The organism is Deltaproteobacteria bacterium, assembly GCA_015233135.1.
In the GTDB taxonomy this organism is placed as follows: domain Bacteria; phylum UBA10199; class UBA10199; order JADFYH01; family JADFYH01; genus JADFYH01.
Window position 1 is genome coordinate 18,461 of sequence record JADFYH010000026.1, and the last position, 23,961, is coordinate 42,421.

Below are 23,961 nucleotides of genomic sequence, written 5' to 3' on the forward strand. Positions count from 1 at the left end.
ACTACCGAGAGCAGAGGCTAAAAAAAAACACCCGAGCAACAAGAAGAGAGATGCCCGGCCACAAAACTAGCGGCCTCGGAGACCGAAGAAGCGAGGTAAGTGGCAAGTCCAACGGTGAGTGGAAGCATTATCCCCCCCACTGTACGAAGAAACCCCGTGCGCACGATGCGTGCAGGAGCAGCTGGGCCAGCGCCGGGAGGAGTAGATCCAGGGCTTGTTGGGTCGACAATATTGAACTTAAGCGGTCTGCCATTCACAGTAAGTACAAAAGAATCACCTAATTCAAAACTATGTTCCCCGTGTTGATGATGGAAAAGAGGGATCGCTCTGTCCTCTTCACCACCTTTCAAAAAGACTCCTTCTCTTACCGCCCAAGGATTAACCGCCCTCAATTTGTAGACCACCGCACTGTCTTGCATTACAGCAAGCAACTCAAAGTTTTGGAGTGTTTCTCTCTCTGAATGATCTTCTTCCACAAATTCGCTTAAGCGTTTGGTTTCCCCTGTGGGAACCACACAATCAATCCCCTTAGAGCATTTTACGGCTTGAGGGGTATAGAGATCATAGAAAACACCTGCCACCGACAGTTTTAAGATATCCCCATCCGAAAATGAAACTGGGGATTGCTTTAACTCTTCTAAGCTTACCCTTCTGTTTTTTCCATTTGGAGATTGTATACAGACAAAAAGATGATCTTCTATATTTTTTATAAAGGGGTATGGATGTGGAGCCAGGCTTAATTGGTAAGTCTTGCCAGTGCGTTTAAGGCTGACCCGTCCCTCAAGAGTAGAGGCCATCCCATCAATTACTCCTACGCCTCTTAAGCCCCCATCTCCCCACTCTTCCCCTCTCAACTTATCAAGACCGACTTCTCCATTCTCTTCTAACTTAAGATCTACTCGAGTATGGCCAGGGAAAATGCTTTCAATCATTCGCCCCTCTACCAATATATAAACCTTGCTTACTTCTCCTGTAAACTCTTCCCCCGCAACACCCAACCCACCCATATCTTTTATACCCGCTCCCTTTTCATTTAAGAGATGAACCTCAACTCTTCCATCCATATATTTTAAAATGATGGGGATATCTGTTCTTACCCCACCTTCACGCTGAATATAATAATGCACAGCATATGGATTAGCAGTCTGATAAAATGATGATATTCGTGAAATAGAAAATTCATTGCCTTCAGGGAAATCACCTCCTCTACCGAGAGAACACGCTTGATTTAATGGAACCTGAACTCTATGATGTCGATCCCCATAATCCACAACGCCTGAATCCACCACAGCCAGGAGATCCCTTGCCAGAGCCACATCAAAGACGCCAGTCTTTCCTACTTGGCCGATGACCCGAGCAAAAACATCCGTCCCTGCTTCGATGAGTCGGCTTAATTGGGTACTGACAGCAGCAACAGTAGCTACTGAATCGCCCTCTGCAGCACCACCCCCCTTCGGCCCACTGTTTTCTTCTACCAGCCCCCCCAGACAAATTCTCACTCGCTCACCTCGAATCACCAGATCGAATTTGTTTCCTTCCAGCAGCTGGACAATTCGGGGTTTTAAGGGATAGACCAATTCTTGATCATCAATGCGACAAATCACTTGAGGCCTTTCCCCTGCAAATTGAGGATCAAAGCCCTCTCTAAAGCGCAAGGCGCAAGCCTTTCCATTTTCTGTTGTAGAAATTTCCAATTGTTTCAAAATAGCCTCATGCCTGTGCCCAGGAATCACCTGATCCAAAGTCACACGGGCACCAGGCAACAGCGTAAAATTGTAAACGGGAATATCTTCTGAGGCTGCCGGTACTAGATGCTCGGCAGCCGCGGAAAGTCTCGCCGACAGTTCCTCTAAGCCTCTTCGCAAAGCAGCTGCGATATCAACACCTTTATTCCACAATTGCCTTACCCCTGCAGCCATTACATCTCTAGGCAACTGATTCGCGCGCGCTATCACTTCCTGCAAGGCTTCCAATCTTCGCTCGGGCACACGCCTTTTATAGGCGGCCTTGGCGCTTCTTATTTCCTCAATCAACTTCGCTCGTAACTCAGAGGGCTGGATCACCTGGTTTACAGAAGCCACCGCAAGGGCACGCTCCATTCCATTGGCGGCATTGTAAATGGCGGCCTCTTTGTTGACGTACTCTTCAAGAATGGGTTGCAACACAAGCCCTCGCTGCACGTCTTCCAGCTTGGCCTCTCCTTTTTTCACACGCTCATCTGCCTCTGCCTGGGCACGAATGGCATCGGTCACCAAACCCTGCCAATTTTTCATACGTGCATCCCGTTCGGCAGCCTTGAGTATTTCTCTTCCGTAAACCACCAGGGCAACTCCACGCCCATCCAGCACTTGTTCTCTGGCTCCTTCCAAAGCCAACACACGGAAGGCCTCCTGATCTTCAGGAGCAGCCAGTTGCCGATCGACCACCACTTTTCCACCGCCGGTACAGGCCCCAAGATTCACCATGACTTGAGGCCCCTCAAACAAGACATTGGCCGTTCCGTATTTGCCGCCGTTGGTCAATTGACGTTCCTGCATCGCAAGACCAATGGCCATAAAAACCAGATTGTCATAAAGATGAACCAAAGGAAGTCGCCCATCGGCCTTGCCAATGGCCCTCATAATTTTTGCAGAATCACTCGGCGCAAGCACCCCAGGTTGAAACACCAACATCACCGGCTGCCCGCCAATTTGAGCAATAGCCGCTACTGTTTTTGTAGCCATGGGTTCTTTGTTTTTAATTTTCAAGGCATCATTTTGAAGATGAAATTCTCCCTTGTAATCTTTCCATAAAAAGAGAGGGGGCGGGGCATCCTGATCGATTAAGGCTCGAAGGAAAGGAAGAAAATCTTCCTGGGGCATTGGAGCACCTAATTTTTTCATCAGGTCGCCAATGTTTCCCTGTTCAACACCATTCACCATCCACGGAGTTTGGGTCACATCGCGATCTACCGGATCTTTGCTGCGTCGTCTGCTCACAATCTGACCATTGCGTTCCACTGCCGTATAATAATGCAGCAGCAGTAATTGTTTGTGAGCCTCCAGTCGATTGGGTGCAAAAAGTTGCGCTTCACCATTAGGACCATGCACCCCGTTGTATCCGGCCATATCTTGAATGCCGCCCGGAAAGGTTCTTTTGACGATGCCAGGCAGTTGGGTCACCGAGGCAGTTGGATTTGCTGCGGCTGCAAAGGCTTGGGGGCCAGTGAGGGCCAGACTTCCACGAGGAGTCATGATCACCACCCCACCGGTAGCCTCCGCGATGGCAGCAATCGAAATATCATAAGACATGATACCGATACTGAAATCATCCACCACAAAATTCATGCGTACTCGGTGTTTACCAAGCTCTGCATTTTGCTTAATGCAATTTAAAACAATTTCTCTAAAGGTGGCACTCACCGCATCCAGCACCTCTACCCCGGAATCCCTGTCAATAAAGGCCCCGGCGGAGGCCACATGCCAATCGATATCCAAACCATTTTCTGCCGCATAGTGAATGGCCGCAATAATGCGCGCCGTTTCTTCATGGCCAATAGAGCCTTTGGAGGGGTCATGCGAGAGATCGCCAAGGATACTCAAACGGCGAACGGGAAAGCCCAGGCCCATGTCGTTTTCCATCAAACCTATCACCACCCCCGCCTTGTTTCGTCCTATTTCTCTGGCTTGACCGTCGGCATTCACCGCAGGAACAAGTTGCCCCGGATGATTGTAATCAATTTTTCCTGTGGATGGATTGATCGGTGTCGCACTGCCCTTCACCACATGTTCTAGATCCAGTTCCACGAAGCGGGTGTTCCCCTTAAATGCTCTAGGATGTTCTCTAGCCAATGCACTGATGGCGGCATCCATGTGCATAGGCACATGATAGGCAAAGACACCCCCAGTCGCCTGAACTTTTCTAGCTCTCAATTCCACGGGTGTCGCCGTACTCACCTTAGATTCGTCCAAAAACTTATAGGCAATCTCCCCGAGGGGCCTATTTGTTTTTGTCAGCGATGCAACTGTACTGGCATCACTCCAATTCACCATGACTCTTTTCGACTGAAGCTCAGCCCCTGCTGCATTGGCAAACAAGGCCTCTTCAAGCGCTTTCACCTTCACTTCAAAACGATAGCGCGTAGGGTTGGTAATCGTAATTAAAACCTCGCGATATTTATTGGAAGTTTCAGAAACCCTAATACGACCACGCACCACCACTTTTTCAAGATGAAGTTTTCTCAACAACTCCCAGTGCTGGGTGGCCAAGTTTTCAACATAAGCGACAGTCTCGTCATGAGTCATGTCCAATTCGGGAAGTATATTCATAAACAAGCGATTCCACTTCGCCGATTCTTTCGCATTATCCGTCAACGATTGTTCCATCGCCCGAATACTTTTAACAAACAACTCCTCCAATTTTGGAATACCCACTACACCCTGTTCATTACGCAACACCTGGGCACGCCTCACCACCAAGTTTCCAAAAAGACGCACATCTCCCTTCACCTCTTTTTCTTTTCCCGAACCATAATACAAATGCACATCACGGTCTGAATTGACCTGATCACGTCTTAAATCAAAAAGAGAAAGGCGTTCAATTTCAATTAAACGATTGGCCGTGAAAGGCTGAAGAGATCTGAGATTAGTGGCTTCTACAAATTTTTGGGATAGGCCTTGGCCATTGGGTTCTCGAACGAAGGTATAATAAACAGGGTAAGCATTCCCCTCCGTAAAGGCAACCGTCACTCGGCGAAGATTGGACTCACTGACCCAGCTGGAATCGCTGTTCAAACTTTCGGCAAAGCTTTGCAGCCATTTTGCCTCCTCAAAGCCGGCAGGCTTCGCCATCATCAATTCCACCACATTGCTGCCGCAATTTTTACAATCCGAGTTTCTCAGCTTCAAGGTGTGCCCAATATCATGCAAATCTTGGATAGCTTTTTCGGGGCTTGTTTTGACACGGGCAAAAGAACGTTGAATTCGTCTGGCATCCCCATTCCTGCCCTCCACTTTATAAAAGTTCACCACCAGGGCATCTGCATCCAGATGTTTTATGCTCTCCAGATGATGCCCACGAAATTCGCGCCGGGTTTGAATGTTTTCAGCCAGCTGTCGAGCTTTGGGACTCAAAGCCTTGTTATTATAAAGTGCGGTCAAAGGCGTGGTGAGTGATTCTGCAAGAGTTACAATCTGTTTTACAAACTGCCTTTTTTGCTCCATATCAAAACCCTTGGCAATCAACTCAAAAAGATGACCCAAATTTTTGAGAGATTGGGTTCTGTCTTTTTCATCCAGGCCTCTGCTAAAATTCTCAAACAGTTGTACAGCCAGATTTGCATTATTTTCTGCGGATTCCCCGGCAAACAACCTCACACGCGAGGCATTTTCAAAACCCCAGGTGGCGACGCCTTCCGGAGAAAGGCTGATATCCACTTTTAATCGTGCAGGGCTTCCACCCTTCGCTGCCCCAGCAACTTCATATTCCCAGTTATAAAGCCCCTGACGAGCCGCAAGCAAAGGCACGGCTTCCGATTGAAAATAATCACTATTAAATCCTCCCGAAAAATATTCGATGGAAGGGGGCTGAAACAACTCGGAATGTCTGTTATAATGAACGCAGTAAACCATCTCCCCGGCAGGCAAACCCGGAACAGGATCAGAGGCCACATAAACTGTTTTATGCCCCGAGGCCTGACGAATACGAATATTTTTTAGATCACCGATACTGTTGAGCTGGAAAGTAATTTCATTCTTTGGATCTCGCTGAAGCCTTGCCAACTCTTCTCTGAATGCCCTGTTTTGCTGAAAAAATTTGGCCAGGGTTCCTAGTAAAGGATCCGAAGTTCTGAGGGGATCGGAAATAAAAGCTTCGAGGCGTTGTTGCAGCAGATCAATATTTTTGGCAGTGGGAAGTCTAATATTCGCCACACATTCCAGGTGTAAGCTGACCGCTGATCTTAATTTCAAGGCTCTTTTTTCTTTGTAACGATAACTGCTGCGATCTTCAAATTCTTCACGGGGAATTGGGCGCCCTCTGCTTTGCAAGGCCGCTTTTCCCAAGGCTTTCTCGAGGCCATTGCTTGCGTAATGATTATCGTATTCTCCGGTTCGCACCGCTTCGCGCGCCAGAAATCTCAGTTGGCCCAAAATATCCGCCTTGGCTTTTTCAGACTCAAAGACGGTTTTGGATAAGGCCTGAGAGGCTCTTTGAAGCACCTGCAATCTTTTTCCGGGATGATAAACCACAAGCTTGGCAAACATGGCGTCGAAGAAACCGAAAATTCTATCGCCACTCGCGATAGAGGTCTCCACATGAATTCCTTCGCTCTCAGGAAATTCCAAGCGATTCACTGTTCCGGGGGAAGGGGCATTTCTACCGCGATAAAGACTGTTGGGATCTGCTGCTTTCAAACGAACTTCCACCGCTGACCCATGATTTTCAATACTCTCCTGAAGGTAAGAAAGGGGAAGACCTCGACCAATGTCGATAGCATCTGAAATAAGATCGGCCGTTTCGTCCTCTCGTCCGAGAATTCGGGTCACGAGTTCCGTCACGCGATGTTCCACCTGAATTCGCGCGTTCACCTCCATGGCAAAAAAATCACCGGTATCGGGATCCACCATGAATTCTACCGTTCCATGTCCGGTATAATTCACGGCCTGCGCGGCCTTGCGCACCGCTTCATACATCTTTTCTCTTAAACCAGGGAAACGAGCAAAAATTTCAGCCGGATAAATTTCAATGAGTTTTTGATCCCCTTCCTGAAGCGTACATTCTCTTTCACTGAGTATTCCTGTGTTTCCAAAACGGTCGCGAATAATTTGAAATTCCACATGCTGAAAACGGGGAATAAACCGTTCTGCCAAAATTCTTTTGCTTTTACCTTCTTCCTGACAGGTTCCAAATTCATTCACTAATTCTTTTAGAGTATAGACCGTCTGCTGACCTTTTCCACCACCGCCTCCGACAGCTTTGAGGCGAGCCCCAAAGGCCAAGGCAATCTCTTCGAAACTTTCATTTCTCTCAATGTTTGAGAGCACCGCCAAAACCCTTTGCCTATCTTCAGATTTAAAAAATCCAATCTCCAAAAGTTCTCTCGCTAGCGACAAGGCATTCTCGTGTCCCACCTGAGTCCCTTGCACAACGGGAATCCCCGCTTCGATAAAGGCCTGCTTGGCTACATCTTTATCGCCCGCACGAAGCATACTTTTCACAGAAGGGCCAAATAAAATCAACCCCTCCCCATTTAATGCCGTCACCAGCTCATGGGCTTCCGATTTGTAACCGTAGCCTGGATGCACCGCCTGACAATTGGAACGCCTGGCTTCCAGGGCGATATGATTTACATCTTGATACAAATTATTGATCAAATTCTCATCCGTAACGACAGGGTCACCACTACTGATCAAATGTTCCACCTGCCCTGCAGCATCCATTTCTTGCCTCAAGGCCTCGGATAACTTCGCAGGTGCTTCTGCCACCACCACAGGAACAAAGCCCTGGTGTTGACGAATCGCACGAACAGCATCGGCCGTTCCAAAGCTGGTATCAATGGGGGTAGTGGAAGTGTATTTAAAATCTTTTGCTCTTTTTTTGCTGTCGGACTCCGGAGCACGCAGACGCACAAACACCCTGGCCTCGGCGCCAAACTCCTCAACGGCCTTTCTCACCCAGGCATGATTCGCCTCGGCTTCATGCACCATGATCACCGGAGTCATTCCCTGCTTATGTACACTGCGCGCAATACGCACGGCAATTTCACCGCGATGGGGGATAAACACGCGTTCAACATTAGGATTGGTTTGGATATTTAAACCTGGATTTAAGATCGCCTGAAGATCATCCAGGCGTTGAAACAGAACCTTTCTTTGTTTGGCGTCCAGACCTTTATCTGTAATACCGGCCAGGGCACGGCGGGCATTATCGTTTGCCGCCTTGGTTTTAAAATTTTGTTTTTTAAACCTTTCCCAAGCAGTGGAGGCACTCTGGCTTGTATCGGTGAGTCGCGTATAAATCTTTCTCTTGAGGGCTAGGGCTTCCCCTCTGACAGCTGAGGCAGAGGATCCCCTACGCCCCGCAGCCTGCAGCCCTTCCACGCCTTCCCCTTCCACTCGAGACGCCGCGTCCACTCCGGAAATTTCCAAACCCAGTTGCGCCGCTGCACCTTCTGGAGAATTTAATTTTGTTGCTGTCAGGAGTTCTGCAGGCACTGCAGGATTTTCCAAACCCAGAGGATTTTTTGGATCGGATTTTCCATCCGAGAAAAAGCCTTGGGAAGTTCCTTCATCTCTACCTGAACCTGAACCCGCCGCATCTTTTGCAGTCACCCGCGCACGCGCTGCAGACGCCAATCTCTCGGGCTCTGCTTGGGCATGGCGATTCAGCGATTCTTGATCTCGAACTCTCACTTGGGCCGCTAAGGCTTGTTGGATGGCCAAGCCCTCTCTCCCTTGAGGGGAGAGAGTTGGAGAGAGGGCGACCGCGGGTGCACTCGGGGTCACCCTCTCCCTGCCCTCTCCCGTCGAGGGAGAGGGGAAAACTAAATTAGAATGTATAGAAAAAGTTTCTGCAGAGGGATAAGAAGCTCGACCCTCTCTCCCTTGAGGGGAGAGAGTTGGAGAGAGGGGGGTCGCAGGTGCACTCGAGATCCCCCTCTCCCTGTCCTCTCCCGTCGAGGGAGAGGGGAAAACTAAATTAGAATGTATAGAAAAAGTTTCTGCGGAGGGATAAGAAGCTCGACCCTCTCTCCCTTGAGGGGAGAGAGTTGGAGAGAGGGGGGTCGCGGGTGCACTCGAGATCCCCCTCTCCCTGTCCTCTCCCATCGTAGAATTATCAATTGCATCCACTGGCTCTCTCTCTCCTCCCTGCCGCCCCTGAAAATCCCTCACCTCTCCCAAAACGCCTTGCACTGCCTCTAAATCCCGATCCAAGAAAGGTCTCAAATAAAAAGCCAGCTGCTCCGGATTTCCCTCCGACAAGGCTCGAATCCCTGCCAGGGTATGTGCCTCAACGCCCAGTTCCAAGGCATTCTGCAGCAGGCGCAAGCGCTCTGAACTGGAGAGGCCTAAATCCGCAATCGATCTTATCAAGCCCTGGGCATTCAAATTTCGTGTCGCTTCATAAGTAAACGCCTCCATTTGCAGATCGCGCAGATCAAAGCCCGCAGGCCTTTGTTCGCCTGAACTCCGATAAGCTGGGTGCTCTGTTTCAGAACCATGAAGATGAAAAAGTTCTCTCAGGTCCACTTCGTGCCCATTCATTCGTTCGCGCACTTCGGCCAATAGTTCTTCGTGGCTGCAACGTCGCGAAAGATCGATTTCACCCGTCAAATAATGCCATAAACCTTCATGCGAAGAAGCCTGTGCAGCAGGCACTGGGCGCCGCTCCAAAGCCAGCAGCAATTCCGTCATCCTCAAACCTCTTTCGCCAAAAGGAGGAATAGCAAGCTCACGCAGAAAAGGCTGAAAACGTCGAGCCTCTGATAATAGATGATGCCGCCCTTCCACCCCATGCATCCAGTGCCCCGCTCCTGGAACCCCTTCAATCAAGCCTCCGCCGGCCTTCATCTTGAGATCTTCAATCACATTCCCCAAAAACCCTAAACTCCAGGAAGGTTTCCTCGCTTCTTCTTCCAATCCTAAAAATTGATTCACCGTCCCCGAGGCATAAAAACTCCCAGGACCTGTCAGCAAATAATCAAGCACCCATAAAGAACGATTGCTCAACGCCCTCATCGCAGAAGACGAGACATTCTCAAACAAAAGCGTACGCAGCGGACGAGCTAAGGCCTTGAACGCTGCCCCCCAGCCATGACAGGTGGCAAAGGTAATCATCATGCTGGCAAAACCTTTTGCCCCTGCATAAGGCGTCACTTCATGGCTTAAAAAATTTCTATAGGCATCTTGATGCAGAGGGTTCTGGCTGTCCGCATACGCAAAGGCCCCGCCTACTCCCATTCCCGCCACCGTAAAACCCGCGGCCTCTGCCGCACAGGGAAGTAAAAATCCAAGGGCCGCCCCCAAACGGGCAATGCCCATGGCCTTGGTGGCCACCGACAGGCCGCGACCCATCGCAAAGGGAATCAGAAAATGGCTGTAGGTCTGTAAGACATTGTGCCCCAGGCCGGGAATGAAGTTTTGCAACTCCCCAAGCACGGTATTGGCTTGGGCCTTGAGTTCCAGAGTGGCTCGTAAGCCCGCAGGCAAGCTCCCCAGGCTGTGGCGTTGTTCCAAAAGTCCGGCCAGCTGGATGCCGCTCTGTGTATAGCCCCGGTCTTGAGTTCCCAGGCGCAAGGCCAAATCGTAAATCTGCGCATCCACTTCGCCTTCCCCCACCCTCAGCGTCTCTTCATTGGCGGCCACAAAATCGATGAGGAGTTGAGCCACGGTACGCGTATCCGAGCTGTCGTGAAAGAAGTGAGCCCGCATCCAATTTTCTAGGGCAAAAGATTCCGGAGCCGTGTGAGATAAAAAATCCTGAACCTGCACAAAACCTAGAGCCGCCCGAGTATCCGTCAAAACAGAAGCTAGGGCCTCGCTGAGCGTGGCATGTTCGTGATGTTCCAAATATTGCGATACGGCTTGAAGATATGCCTGAATTTCGTGATCAAGCCCTTCTTGCGAAGCATGATGTTCTTGAACTTGTTTCTGCGCCCATTCGGAGAGTACGGTCTGCAGCACTCCTACCAAAAGCCCGCGCCGAGAGAGTTGCAGGGATCCTTCGAGTTGATCTCTCAGTTCGGTGGCCAACACGTTCTCGGGATGGGCCTGTACCTTGGCTCGCAGGCGACTTAGGGCCGCTTCAATGTGTTGGGGTGTTTGCTCGGAGGCGTAAAGGCCTCTCAAGATAGGCAGAATGGACGCCAGTTGCGCCAGTCGAGTCTGATCTTCGGCACTACAAAAGCGGGCCCCTCGGCCCCGATGGGCTAAAGGGTTTTCTGAAACATAGCCTGCCACTCGATCCAGATGCTGCAAGGCCTTCTCATGATCCCCGGCCTGGGCCCAAACACCCGCCATGGCCCGTTCTGCCGAGGCCAAGGCCCAGGGGCTGGTCCAGCTTTGAGTCTCGCGTTCAAATCGAGCCAAAAGTTCTGTCACCCGAGCCGTTCGCCCCACAGCGGCCAAACGCGTAGCGGCTTCTATCAGGGCATTCAGCTGGGTTTGGTTGAGACGAGATCTGCCTTGCAGATTAATCCCCGAAAGCGATTGATCTACCGCGACTTCTACTCCATGAATTTGCTCCGCGCTGGGACCTTCGTGTTCTGTCTGGGCAGGGGTTTCAGAGGCTAATAGCCGCTGGCCATTCAAACGCCTCCATAAATTTTGAGTATTGTGTTGGAGTGCCATCCCCACTTCACGAGCCAAATTGGGCGCTGGAGTAGGATTTGCGGTATCAGTGCCTGAATGAGCATGAGGTACTGTAACTGGCCCCACCGTTGGAATATGAGGAATGGCGTTTTCAGACGAAGGAATACGTGCTGAGGTCATAGAACTCCCTTATAAATAAACAAAAAAGTTACACTTCTGGTGATTGGGGGGCTCTATCGGAAGGACGCAAAAAAAGTTGCTAACTATTTTTAATTTTTTTATTTGTCGCACTGCGTCATTTTATTAAATGGAGATTTTACCCATTGCCTTTGAAAGAAAGTTGCTCTAGCTTTGAGGAGCCATGCAAACCCTTCGAAAAAAAATCAGATTTACCTATACCGATTATCTGCAGATGCCTTCCGAAAGACGCTATGAACTCGTGGATGGAGATTTTCATATGGTTGCTGCACCACTTACTTATCATCAAAAAGTTCTAAGAAAATTATATGAGCTACTTGCACCAACAGCTCGAAATAATGAAGGCGAACTGTTTTTTGCCCCGGTAGATGTCGTCTTTTCTGAAGAAGACGTCGTCCAACCTGACCTAATTTTTATTTCCAAGGCTCGCTTGGGAATTATTACTGAAAAAAATGTAAGTGGCGCCCCTGAATTGGTTGTAGAAATTCTGTCCCCCTCTACCCGGGATTGGGACCGAAGCATTAAAAAACGCTTGTACGAAAAATTTGGGGTTCAGGAATACTGGATCGTCGATCCCGAAGGTCAAAGTTTGGAGATTCTCAGCTTAACCGAGGAAGGCTTTCAGACCTTCCGTTGTTTTCAAAAGAACGCAAGGGCCACTTCCCCCTATTTTAAAGAATTAAGTTTTTCAGTTGAGCAACTTTTCTGATTCTTTGGGGGCATCCCCCTCAAAATACCCCTTCAGCTTCTCCTTGATACGCTCTTCCAACTGCCTCACCCGCTCACGGGTAATTCCATATTCATCCGCGATATCCTGCAAAGTTTTAGGCATATCCGCCACCAGGCGTTCCTGAAAGATCTTAAGCTCGCGAGTATTAAGTGTTTTTGAGAACTGACCTAGTTTTTCGAGGAGCGCATCTTTAACTTGATGCTCGGATAAGGTTTCGTCTACCGGTTTACTACTATCTTTCAGCAAATCGACATGCAAAGTTCCATTATTTTCCCCAACAGGCACATCAATGGAAAGCTCGGAATTGGCCAGACGCAGGCTCATGTCGTTGATGTCCTCTTCCGATACATCCAGGCGCTCTGCCAACACCTTAGAATCGGAAGCGAACCCTTTCTTTTCAAGATCTTCTTTTTCTTTCATCAAGTTAAAGAACAGCTTTCTCTGCACCTGGGTAGTACCAATTTTAATGAGGCGAAAATTATCCAAAATATATTTCAGGATGTAAGACCGTATCCACCAAGAGGCATAATACGCCACTCGCGCACCTTTCTCGGGGTCGTAATTCTTGACCGCCTTGAGCAAACCCACATTGCCTTCCTGAATGAGATCCAAGACATTTTGATAGGCAGAACGGTATTCCATGGCAATTTTCACCACCAAGCGCAAATGCGAGGTCACCAGTTTTTTCGCTGCCTCCACGTCCTTAAACTGATGCATCTTTTCGACCAGTTCTTTTTCTTCTTCTTCAGAAAGCAAAGGATAACGTGAAACCTTTTGAAGGTACTGTTGCAGGGGATCTGAAGGAACCAAGGTCTGATTCTTCTGCAGACCCAAGGTTCTTTTTTTATTTTTAATTTCAGTCATAAATAATAGTTCTCTTTCATAAATCAGCGAACGGTCCAAGTGCAAGGCGCGGAGGGTCCAAAATACCGGAGTTTGCTACTGCAAATGAGGATTTTTTGGATACCGCAACGCCGCAATTGGATCGTGCAGCGATTTATGAAAGAGATCTAATGAATTTCTATTTCTCTGGTAGTTGTATCCACTTTCCTAATCTCCACCCTAAAATCAAAACTCAAGTCTTGTATAAATTTATCGGCCCACTCAACGACCACGATGTTTTCCGTTTGAAGATAGTCCTCAAAACCCAGTTCCTGCAGCTGAGCCAAATTCTCTAAACGATATAAATCCAAATGAACAAGCGTTTTTGCGCCGGCGTAAATTTGCATCAAGCTAAAGGTAGGAGAAGTCACTTCTTCTTCATTTATCCCCAAGGCCTGGGCCATTCCTTTCACAAAATGGGTTTTTCCTGCACCCAAATCGCCGATCAAGGCAATCACTTCGCCGCCTTTTAATTGTTTGGTAAAAGTAGAGGCGATCTCAAAAGTTTTTTGGAGGGAGTGGGAGAGAAATTTCATGCGAACTAAACCCCAATCACTTCAAAGCCCTGAGCCTGGGCAGCAAGAGCTAATTCTTGATCGTGGGTTGCAAACAGAAAATCAGCTTTAACCCGTTCTCTCCAAAATAGGGCTGTCGATAAATGGATACTGTCCAGAGAGGCAAGAGCTGTTGGAAGAGAAGCCTCAGAAAAAGTTAAGATTGCTTCATTAATTGGAATTAAAGTAATAGGAAATAAAATTTTATGAAGGCCCAAATGATAAGCAGAGATATTCTCGCTCTTAATTTTATGTTGGAACTTTATTCGATCAAGGGTTCGATAGCACTCCACACGGAGCAAACGGCTAGACAAAGCTCGTTCAATTTTTCCCCATTCTTTTAATAAATAAGGCTCCCCAAATAAAACCCGCAATACAACTGAACTATCTACATAACAGATCATCTTCGTCTTCTCTCTTTAATCAATTCTGCCACAATATCAATTTCGGGATTTAATCGGGGAAATTTCATCTTTGCAACTTTAGCAAAAGATTTGAGTTTTGGAAGGGCTTCTACGTTTTCTTTCTTATTCTCAAATGAAACAAGCCTCCCAATGGGATGATCACGGTCTAAAATAATAATCTCTTCTCCTAGTCTAATTTTCTTGAGATATTCGCTCAGGTGACTTCTGAATTCGGCTATTTTGACGTTGATCATTTTTTTGTTGTACATGAATGTACACCAAAGTCAACTAGACGCTACTGACGAGTCGCCAATTAAACTGACGCAATGCGACTCTCTAGTACAACCGTCGGTAGGGTAAGCCCTGGTGGGCTGTCAGATAAACTGCCGACTTGTTAGTAACTCCTTCAACACACAAGGAATCTTCTCCGCAATATCCCAGGCCAAGATCCCCTTCTCCCCTTTTTCTTCGGCTACTAAATCTCCCGCTCGTCCATGAATCCAAATCCCCGCCTTCGCGGCCACTTTCATAGAAAGCCCTTGAGCCAGCAAGCCGCCAAGCAAACCTGTGAGCACATCTCCTGCACCTGCGGTGGCCATTCCTGGATTTCCATTGGAGTTGAACCAGAGTTCTCCACTGGGTGTGGCGAGTACAGAACGATAGCCTTTGAGTAAAACCCACACTTGAAATTTTTTGGCAAAGTTTAAAACTTCTTCATATTCCCTCTCCTTTATAAGGAGAGGGTTAGGGGGAGGTAGTCCCTCTAACAGCCGCTGCATCTCCCCCGTATGCGGAGTCAAAAGGACTGGGGCTTTTATTTTTTTGAGGATAGAGAGATCGGTCGCAATCAAATTCAAGGCATCGGCATCCAACACCAGAGGGGTTTGAACTTGTGGAAGAAGAGAAAAAATAAAATTTTTAGTCTCCCCAGAAACTCCCATCCCTGGCCCAATGGCTACAGCCTTAAACTTCCCCCTTTGTAAAAGAGAAAGCGATTCCGGAGAAGAAAGGTTAAAGGGTTCAAACATGATTTCTGAAAATTTGGGGTCAATCTTTTGATACGCCTCTTCCGGCAAGGCTAGCGTAGACAAGCCCGCCCCTGAACGTAAAACTGCCCGAGCCGTCATCAAGGCGGCTCCTATTTTGTTGCGGGAACCCGCAATAGTGAGAGCTTGTCCAAATTTATATTTGTGGCTTTGGCGTGGACGGGCTTTCAAAAAAGATCGGAAGGCTTCGGGCGTAATCAGAAATTCTTTTCGTTTGATTTTTGAATCATAAGCGTCGGGGATCCCAATCGGAAAAACATGAATGTGCCCTGCCAGAAAACAATCCGGTCCTTTCACCAGGCCCAATTTGGGACGATGCAGACTTAAAGTCTCAGACGCATAAATAGCTTCCCCCATTTTTTCTCCACTCGTCGCACAAAGTCCGGAGGGAATATCCACCGAAAGAATGGGGACCTTCATCGCATTCAACTCTGCAACCAAATAGGCAAAATAATCGGTGAGCGGACGAGAAAGCCCTGTGCCAAACAGGGCATCGAGGATGAAGGGAGAGGAGGCAATTTCGTCGTAATAAATCTTGAGTAAACGTTGTGTATGCAAGGGAATGAAGGGAAGAGGTAAACGCCTCAAATTGATTAAGGCGTCCCCGCGGTAAGATTCTTCAGGCGCTGCCAGAAAAACTTTTATTGAAATTTTTGACTCGTGTAAAATTCGGGCAACGACCAAGCCATCTCCACCGTTGTTTCCCGGGCCGCAGAGGATAGAAATTTGCAGGGCCGCCGCTTGTTGCATCCTGATTATATAATCCGCAATCGCGCGCCCCGCATTTTCCATCAGGGCCAGGGAAGGAATTCCCTCTTTTTGGATGGCTTGTTTATCCATCCATTGCATTTCTTCGCGGGTGACGAGGATCATGGTTAGCCCTATTTTAACAACGTTTTCATCTCCCTCACCGCCTGCGCAAAACCCACCATCACGGCACGCGCAACGATAGAATGCCCTATATTGTATTCAATAATTTCTGGAATCGACAAGAGCTTGGACGTATTCTCATAATGTAGCCCATGGCCTGCATAAATTTTGAGGCCGATTTTTTCCCCAAACTGGGAAGCCTGCTTCAAACGCTCAAATTCTTTTTTTTGTGCGGCTTCTGTTTCTGCGTCGGCATATTGGCCTGTGTGCAGTTCGACAGCGCCCACTCCCAAATCGATCGAAAGCTGCAAGTCTTCTACATCAGGATTAATAAACAAACTCACAGGAAGCCCAGCCTGCTGAAGCAGATGAATTTGCTTTTTTAAAAAGTCAAAATTTTGTTTGAGATTTAATCCCCCCTCTGTGGTGAGCTCCAGGCGTTTTTCGGGGACCAAAGTGACCAGATCGGGTCTCACTTGCAGGGCAATCGCCACCATTTCATCCGTGGCCGCCATTTCCAGATTGAGTTTGATCTTTATTTTTTTTCTCAATTCAAAGACATCGGCATCTTGAATATGCCGCCGATCTTCGCGCAGATGCACGGTAATTTGATCGGCTCCCGCTTCCTGCGCAATTAAGGCCGCCGCAAAGGGAGAAGGATAAACGGTGTGACGCTGCTGACGAAGCGTCGCAACGTGATCAATATTGACTCCAAGACGTGGCATATAATCCTTTAAGCTAACACCTTCAACACCTCAGTTTTGATATCCGAAATAATATTTGGAATTAAAGCCTGATTTTCACATTCCACCATAATTCGAACCAGGGCCTCGGTTCCCGAATAACGCAGCAACAAACGTCCCTGTTCACCCAGTTTATTTTCAGAATCTTTCAGAAGTTTTTGCAGCGAAGGAAATTTTAAAAAATCTTCCCGACGCCCTACTTTGATATTTTCCAAAACTTGAGGCAGCGGTTCAAAAAGTTTTTTCAGTTGTGAAAGTTTTTTACCCTGCTGTTTCATAATGGCCAGTATCTGCAAGGCCGCCAGCAGGCCATCTCCCGTTGTTGCATGATCCAGAAACACCATATGCCCCGATTGTTCCCCACCCAGATTATAAGCATTGCTACGCATGGCCTCCACGACATAACGATCACCCACCTGCACTCTCAACAAATCGATTTTCTGTTCTTTTAAAAATCTCTCTAAGGCAAAATTACTCATCACCGTGGCCACCACGGTATTTTTATTGAGCCTGAATTTTCTTTTTAGTTCCAGGGCAGCAATCGCTAAAAAAACATCCCCATCTAAAATTTCTCCCTGCTCATCACACAAAACAACCCGGTCGGCATCGCCATCTAAAGCAACTCCAATATCAGCCCCCAACTCTTTTACTTTCTGAGACAGATTTTGTGGATGAAGCGCACCGCAGCTCTCATTGATATTAAAACCATTGGGCGAAACTCCCATCGCAAAAACCTGAGCCCCCAACTCTTCAAACACCACAGGCGCCACCTTGTAAGCCGCACCATTTGCGCAATCGACCACAATTTTTATCCCTTCCAAAAAAAGATCTTTCGGAAAAGCACTTTTGAGAAATTCAATATAACGGCCCGGCGCATCTTCTACCCGAAAGGCCCTGCCAATTTCCGTACCGCTTGGTAAATCTCCCGATTCTTTTTGATTCAGTTTTTGTTCAAGTTGATATTCCAACTCGTCAGGCAATTTAAAACCTTCATGGTCAAAAAACTTGATTCCATTGTCGTAATAGGGATTGTGCGAGGCGGAGATCACCACCCCCGCATCGGCACGCATGGCGCGCGTGATGAAGGCAATGGCAGGTGTAGGCAAAGGACCCAACAGGATGGCCTCTGCACCTGCCGAGCAAACCCCGCTGGAGAGCGCATTTTCAAACATGTAGCCCGAACGACGCGTGTCTTTGCCAATCACCACCCGGCTTTTATGGGGTGAGCCCTTTTGCTTAAAGAGTTGAGCAATGCCACGACCCAGGCCAAGAGCCACTTCGCTGGTCATGGGATGAATATTTGCTTTTCCGCGAACCCCATCGGTGCCAAATAATTTTCTAATCACACTACCCCCTCTCCCTACCCTCTCCCTCAAAGGGAGAGGGAGAAGATAAAAAATCATTTACTAAAGTACAAGTACGCCTCGCTGCCGCGACATTGTGCACACGTAGAAACTGGATTCCCTGGTTCAGGCACAAGGCATGGGCCACTTCGCTTAAAGTGGATCGATCACGAGGAACATGATCTTCTTCAAAATATTTTTTCAAAAAAGACTTTCGAGAAAGCCCTATCATTAAAGGTCGCCTGAATTTCTGCAATTGTTTTAAGTAGGCCAGCAACTGAACATTTTGGCTCCCTGTTTTGGCAAAACCAACACCAGGATCCAAAATAATCTTTCGCAGATCCACTTTTTTTTTATCGAGGGCTTCCAATTTTTCTTCAAAAAAACGACAGAGCTCTTCCATAATATTTGGATATCGATTCAAGCTCGACATCGTCTGTGGGTTTCCCCGCGAATGCATCAAGACTGCAGGCAGGTGATGCTGGGCCAAAAAAGGAATCATCTCTTTATCAAATTCAAAAGCGCTCACGTCATTGATGAGATCAACACCGTAAGAAAGAAGTTTCTCGGCAACTTTCACCTTTCGCGTATCGAGTGAAACAGGCAAATTTATTTGATCTCTCAACACATCCAAAACAGGAAGAAGACGATCCAATTCTTTCTGCACCGTAATTGCTGTAGCTCCGGGACGAGTCGACTCGGCACCAATTTCAATCAGATCGGCCCCTTGAGCTTGCAAGTCTAAGGCATGTTTCAGAGCCTGCTTGGGATTGTGATACAAATCTCCATCCGAGAAAGAATCGGGGGTCACATTTAAAATACCAATCAAAAAAGGAAAGGGCCCAAAAGAAAAATTTGTGGGACCGAGTTGGAGTGGAGAAAGATCCTGTAACATGAAATCAAATCAAGCCTTCCCCGGCTGTGGACTCACAAAAGGAGACACAATATTTAAACCCACCGGGCTACTCACCGCTTCATTGACCCCAGAACTAGGTGTAGCACCCTCTGAATCTCCTTTTTTAAAGGGAGGAAGTTTCTCTCCAGCAATGACTCGATCAATTTGATCACTATCCAAGGTTTCATATTCCAAAAGGGCTTCCGCTAAATGCTCTAATTTTTCTCGATTGATAGAAAGCAGATGCTTGGAGCGATCATAATTTTTCAGCACTATCGTCTTAACTTCCTGGTCTATTTCCAGCGCAGTCTGTTCGCTGTAATCCTGGTGTTTGGAAATTTCTCGTCCCAGAAAAATTTGTTCTTCTTTTTTTCCAAAAGTAAGAGGGCCTAGTTTTTCGCTCATCCCCCACTCACACACCATGCGTCGCGCAAGATCGGTCGCTCGTTCGATATCATTTCCAGCCCCAGTGGTCACTTGCCCAAGCACCAATTCTTCTGCACAACGCCCTCCCATCAAAATGGAGATATCATTCTCAGTCTGCTCTTTCGATTGAGTAAATTTTTCGCCCACAGGCAATTGCTGAGTCAATCCCAAAGCCATCCCCCTCGGAATAATGGTCACCTTATGAATAGGATCAGTGCCAGGAATTAACCGCGCCACCAGCGTATGTCCCGCTTCGTGGAAGGCCGTATTTTTCTTTTCTTCATCGCTAATCATCAAACTCTTGCGCTCATGCCCCATGAGAACTTTATCTTTAGCCATTTCAAAATCTTTCATTTCCACCATCTTTTTATTTTGCCCCGCCGCAAAAAGTGCCGCTTCATTCACCAGATTTTCAAGATCTGCTCCACAAAAGCCGGGAGTGCCTCGAGCCAGCACCATCAAGTCTACGTCTCTCCCTACCGGAACGCGACGAGTATGAATTTTTAAGATTGCTTCGCGTCCTCGCAAATCGGGCCGTGCAACCACAATACGACGATCAAACCGGCCAGGCCTCATTAAGGCAGGATCCAACACGTCCGGACGATTCGTGGCAGCAATTAAAATAACACCATCGTTCGATTCGAATCCATCCATCTCAACCAGCAACTGATTTAAAGTTTGTTCCCGTTCATCGTGCCCACCTCCCAAGCCTGCACCACGATGACGACCCACAGCATCAATTTCATCAATAAAAATAATACAAGGCGCGTGTTTCTTCCCTTGCTCGAATAAATCCCGTACGCGTGAAGCGCCCACGCCCACAAACATCTCCACAAAATCGGAACCGGAAATAGAAAAGAAAGGAACTCCGGCTTCGCCCGCAATTGCGCGAGCAAGAAGGGTTTTCCCTGTTCCCGGGGGCCCCATCAGCAAAACTCCCTTTGGAATACGCCCCCCCAGTTTGGTAAATTTTTTGGGGTCTTTCAAAAAATCGATGATTTCTTCCAGCTCGCTTTTGGCCTCATTTGCACCCGCCACATCGGCAAAGGTCACTTTTTTCTGATTTTCATTCAAGAGGCGTGCCTTGCTTTTTCCAAAGCTCATTGCCTTGCCACCCCCCATTTGAAATTGGCGCATAAAAAAGAAAAGGAGAAAAAGCAGAAGGAGTACGGGAATCCAGGAAACCAAAAGCTGCTGCCACATCGGAGTATCTTTTCGTTTTTTATATTCGACTTTGGCATCCGTCTTGGAAAGCATTTCCAGGGCCTTCTCTGAATTCACAGGACCTATGGTCTCAAAAAGAATAGGCCCTTCTTTATACTCCTTCTTGAACTGGCCAAAGTATTCTTCTTCTTGGATGGAAATCTGTGCGATCTGGTTACTGGACGCTGCCTCGAGCAAATCACTGAAGCTCACAGGTTTTCTGAATTCAGTCTTGGTATTGAATACATTCACCAGGGAAACAAAAATAAGCAGAATCAAAATCCAGAATGCGAGCGTTTTATGCGTCTGTTTCACAAGAAAGCCTTTCTTAAAATATAATCGACTTAGCCCTTGAAGAGCTAACACCGCCGCATCCAACGGATCAACTAAAAAAACTTATTTTTTGAGCGCTTACCCCTTTTAGAATGCCGTTTAAAGACAAGTTCTGTCTTTTTGACAAATACCTCAATTTCATTGGCCAGGGTCACCCTTGCTTTTGGAGAGGAAGAAAGCAACAAGTGTTGGATGTTAAGCAAATGGACCCTTTTTATTTTATCATAAGTTAAACCAATACATTTTAAACTTTCTTTTAATACCCTCAAACGAAGGACCCCAGGCAACTGCTGCAATTTAGTCCGACTGAGTGAAAGTCTATTCTGCGTTTGCAACTTCTGCTCTTCCAACCAAGATTTCATTTTTTGGGACAAATAGTCTTGTTCCTCCCTTAAAATTTCAAGATTCTGAGCAAAGAGTTCTAAAAATTTGGGGTTTATTTCGTGAAGGGCCTCAAAAAGCCCATGGCGGATTTTATTGCGCAGATACTCTGTTTTCAAGTTGGAAGAATCTTCCCTCCAAAGTATTTTTTTCTCTTGGGCATACTCCAAAATTTGCTTTCGACTGAAAGGAAGCAGGGGCCGAAGCAAAAAAAGCCCATTTTTTTCCAACACACTTTTTTCTCTTAAGCCCACCCAAGCCTCGGGCCCTTTTCCCCGAAGCATTTGGATGAAAAAAGTTTCTGCGACATCGTTGGCCTGATGGGCGGTAACAATAAGGCTACATTGTTTTTGGAGCGCCAGACTCTCCAGTAAACGGTAACGCCAGGCTCTTGCTAAAGCCTGGAGGTTTGTTTTTTTGGAACTGAGTTTTGATTTCAGAGAGCGCTTATGGAAAGGCCGCTGATATCGCTTGGCCAATTCTTTGACAAAACTTGCGTCGTCATCCGATTCTTTTCCCCGCAAACCATGATCAAAATGCACGAAGGACAAGTCAAAACCCAATTCTCGGCCAAGGCGAAACAACAGATCGGCCAACACCACCGAATCCACCCCTCCTGAAATGGAAAGCAAAATTTTATCGCTGGATGAGATCAGTTTTTTGGAAAGGACATGCTGCTTGAACTGAGAGTAGAGGCTCATATTTTTTTTACTGAAACACACTCCTTACAATACCCATAAATCTCATGCACATGACTGACAATTTGAAAATGATAGCGTTTCGCCACCGATTTTTGCAGGGCTTCAATTTCATCTTCTTCAAATTCCAGAATTTTTCCACACTTTAAACAGATCAGATGATCGTGATGATCACCCGTTTTTTCGAAGCGCGAAAAACCATCTCCAAATTGCCACTGGTTGACAAATCCACATTCCTTGAAAATTTTTAAGGTGCGATAAACCGTCACATAACCAATGCGTGGATCCAGTTTCTTCACCTGGAAAAGGATTTCATCAATAGTGAGATGCCCTGCAGCATTAAGCATCGCCTCCAGAACTACTGCGCGCTTTTTTGTAAAACGAACCCCTTTTTCTCCCAAGGCCGCTTGCACTTCATCGGGAGTCCATTTTTTTTCTAGATTTTTTTTCATGAAGCGAATGGCTAAAACAAACTGAAAGCTTCAATCAAGCGCTTTGTTATATCTGCGCTTTGTTATATCTTGAGGAGTGAGGGTAATTTTTAGTCCTGAGGCACAACGACGGCACGAAACCCTAAAATACTGAGGTAATCACCAGGATCTCTGCTGTGCCGCACGGCTGCCCGCGCGAGCTTAAACGAAACGGTGTCCCACTCAACACCGCGCAGCTCTCTTTCTCTTGAAGCATCTTCTTCATCAGATTCATCAGGGTTTAAAGATCCAGCTATGGTTTTAGATAAACCCTCTAAGGGTCCATACCAACCGTTGCACCATTCCAATACCCCCTTAATTCTTACACCCAAGGGATTCACTGGAACAGCATCCACATCCTTCGGGCCATTGTCATCACTATAGATTCTCTCAAAATCATAGGTTCTCCCAAAATCTGCATTGCTTCCGTTAGGTATGGTTCCATCATTGGTCCCATATTTAAAATTGCGGCATTGTTTTGTTTGAGGATCAATCCCCCCTCTTCTCGTAAATTCTTCTTCCGCTGCACTGGGCAGACGACCAGACCGTCCTGTGAGCTTTCGACCTATAAAATCCACAATACTCAAACCCTCCGCCCATCTCAGGGTAGCAGGCCGATTGGCTTTACTCACTCTGGAATCCACTATATGTACAGGCCTTACCCTCACTACTTGTAAGCCATTGGGATTCTCTTGAGAAGCAACACCTGTCTCAAAGATCTTAGATCCAAAAAAATCATTGTAATAACGATGGCCATCACTCGTCGAATAATTCAACTCCGGTATTCTTAGTTCTCCTGCTGAAATTTGTGCAGCCTTTGCGTCTGCCTCTTCTTGGGTTGCAAAGCGTCCTACGATCCAGCAATAAGGATTCTTTTTTTCAGTTCCTATGATCGCATAATCCAAACCCGCAAGATCATCCCATACCCTTCCTGCCTGGGCATTCGTCACTACCGTCTCTCCCATTTTAAAATTAGGAAGCTCAATGTCTTGCACCGGAAGTTCATCCGGGGAGGCATCTGCATCCTCTCCTCCCATCCTGAATTTACCTCCCTGGACTTCGATCAACTTGCCATAAATTATCTCAAGCTCGGCTCTTTGAATAGCAGCTATCCGTTCAACATCGGCCTCTTCAATTTCACGAGTCAGAACTCTTTGCTGCCCTACAATATCACTGACAGCAGCCAAATCACCTTCTTTCAAAGCCTTTAATCGAGCGTCACTCAATTCTGCGTGTCGAACTCTTAATGCAGCAATCCTCTCCTCTAGAGGGCCCAATCCCTCCCCAGCCGCTCCCATCGCCAGCATCAAGGTTTGCAGCTGTGTTTGATGCCAAATCTCTGGGATTCGGCCTGCAAACTCGATGAAGTCTTGGCAGCTGGGAGATTCTACCGTAGGGGCGGCCCTCTCTGTGGCCGCCCGTCACCATTTGCGGTCGGGCACGGAGGCCCAACCCTACGAAGAAGATGACTTCCAACTGCAAACACCCCATGCCCCA

General features: G+C 47.3%; 14 protein-coding genes. 1 reads left to right on the plus strand and 13 read right to left on the minus strand.

The window, feature by feature from the left end:
• Nucleotides 1–17: 17 nt before the first annotated feature.
• A complete protein-coding gene (locus HQM15_08990; protein MBF0492902.1) occupies nucleotides 18–11,468 on the minus strand; it encodes a hypothetical protein in 11,451 nt (3,816 codons plus the stop codon).
• A 181-nt stretch (nucleotides 11,469–11,649) separates the two neighbouring features.
• On the opposite strand from HQM15_08990, the gene HQM15_08995 reads away from it, so the two are divergent.
• Nucleotides 11,650–12,195: a Uma2 family endonuclease gene (locus HQM15_08995; protein ID MBF0492903.1), complete on the plus strand. Its 546-nt coding sequence runs from the start codon at nucleotides 11,650–11,652 to the stop codon at nucleotides 12,193–12,195.
• On the opposite strand, the gene HQM15_09000 is transcribed toward HQM15_08995, so the two are convergent.
• From HQM15_09000 to HQM15_09055, 12 genes are all read right to left on the minus strand, one after another.
• Complete coding sequence (locus HQM15_09000; GenBank protein MBF0492904.1) at nucleotides 12,175–13,080, minus strand: RNA polymerase factor sigma-32; 906 nt, start codon at nucleotides 13,078–13,080, stop codon at nucleotides 12,175–12,177. The two genes, HQM15_08995 and HQM15_09000, sit on opposite strands and share 21 nt — an antisense overlap.
• A gap of 146 nt (nucleotides 13,081–13,226) precedes the next feature.
• Complete coding sequence (tsaE, locus tag HQM15_09005; GenBank protein ID MBF0492905.1) at nucleotides 13,227–13,634, minus strand: tRNA (adenosine(37)-N6)-threonylcarbamoyltransferase complex ATPase subunit type 1 TsaE; 408 nt, start codon at nucleotides 13,632–13,634, stop codon at nucleotides 13,227–13,229.
• Nucleotides 13,635–13,639: 5 nt separating this feature from the next.
• Nucleotides 13,640–14,056, minus strand: coding sequence for a PIN domain-containing protein (locus tag HQM15_09010; protein MBF0492906.1), 417 nt, complete (start codon nucleotides 14,054–14,056; stop codon nucleotides 13,640–13,642).
• Nucleotides 14,053–14,325, minus strand: a complete 273-nt coding sequence (locus HQM15_09015) for a type II toxin-antitoxin system Phd/YefM family antitoxin (protein MBF0492907.1) — start codon at nucleotides 14,323–14,325, stop codon at nucleotides 14,053–14,055. Before HQM15_09015 ends, HQM15_09010 begins: the two co-directional genes overlap by 4 nt.
• A gap of 105 nt (nucleotides 14,326–14,430) precedes the next feature.
• Nucleotides 14,431–15,975 (minus strand): NAD(P)H-hydrate dehydratase, encoded by a 1,545-nt coding sequence (locus HQM15_09020; GenBank protein ID MBF0492908.1) that lies wholly within the window; start codon nucleotides 15,973–15,975, stop codon nucleotides 14,431–14,433.
• Between the two features lie 8 nt (nucleotides 15,976–15,983).
• A complete protein-coding gene (locus tag HQM15_09025) occupies nucleotides 15,984–16,697 on the minus strand; it encodes a pyridoxine 5'-phosphate synthase (protein ID MBF0492909.1) in 714 nt (237 codons plus the stop codon).
• An 8-nt stretch (nucleotides 16,698–16,705) separates the two neighbouring features.
• Nucleotides 16,706–18,058 carry a phosphoglucosamine mutase gene (locus tag HQM15_09030; GenBank protein MBF0492910.1) on the minus strand — a complete coding sequence of 451 codons (1,353 nt, stop codon included), beginning with the start codon at nucleotides 18,056–18,058 and terminating at the stop codon, nucleotides 16,706–16,708.
• A 4-nt stretch (nucleotides 18,059–18,062) separates the two neighbouring features.
• Nucleotides 18,063–18,953 carry a dihydropteroate synthase gene (gene folP, locus HQM15_09035; protein ID MBF0492911.1) on the minus strand — a complete coding sequence of 297 codons (891 nt, stop codon included), beginning with the start codon at nucleotides 18,951–18,953 and terminating at the stop codon, nucleotides 18,063–18,065.
• Nucleotides 18,954–18,962: 9 nt separating this feature from the next.
• Entirely contained in the window at nucleotides 18,963–20,897 is a 1,935-nt protein-coding gene (ftsH, locus tag HQM15_09040; protein ID MBF0492912.1) for an ATP-dependent zinc metalloprotease FtsH, read from the minus strand.
• Nucleotides 20,898–20,968: 71 nt separating this feature from the next.
• A complete protein-coding gene (gene tilS / locus HQM15_09045; GenBank protein MBF0492913.1) occupies nucleotides 20,969–21,997 on the minus strand; it encodes a tRNA lysidine(34) synthetase TilS in 1,029 nt (342 codons plus the stop codon).
• Nucleotides 21,994–22,446 (minus strand): transcriptional repressor, encoded by a 453-nt coding sequence (locus HQM15_09050; protein MBF0492914.1) that lies wholly within the window; start codon nucleotides 22,444–22,446, stop codon nucleotides 21,994–21,996. Before HQM15_09050 ends, tilS begins: the two co-directional genes overlap by 4 nt.
• 89 nt (nucleotides 22,447–22,535) lie before the next feature.
• Nucleotides 22,536–23,762, minus strand: coding sequence for an SUMF1/EgtB/PvdO family nonheme iron enzyme (locus HQM15_09055; GenBank protein ID MBF0492915.1), 1,227 nt, complete (start codon nucleotides 23,760–23,762; stop codon nucleotides 22,536–22,538).
• Between the last annotated feature and the right edge of the window lie 199 nt (nucleotides 23,763–23,961).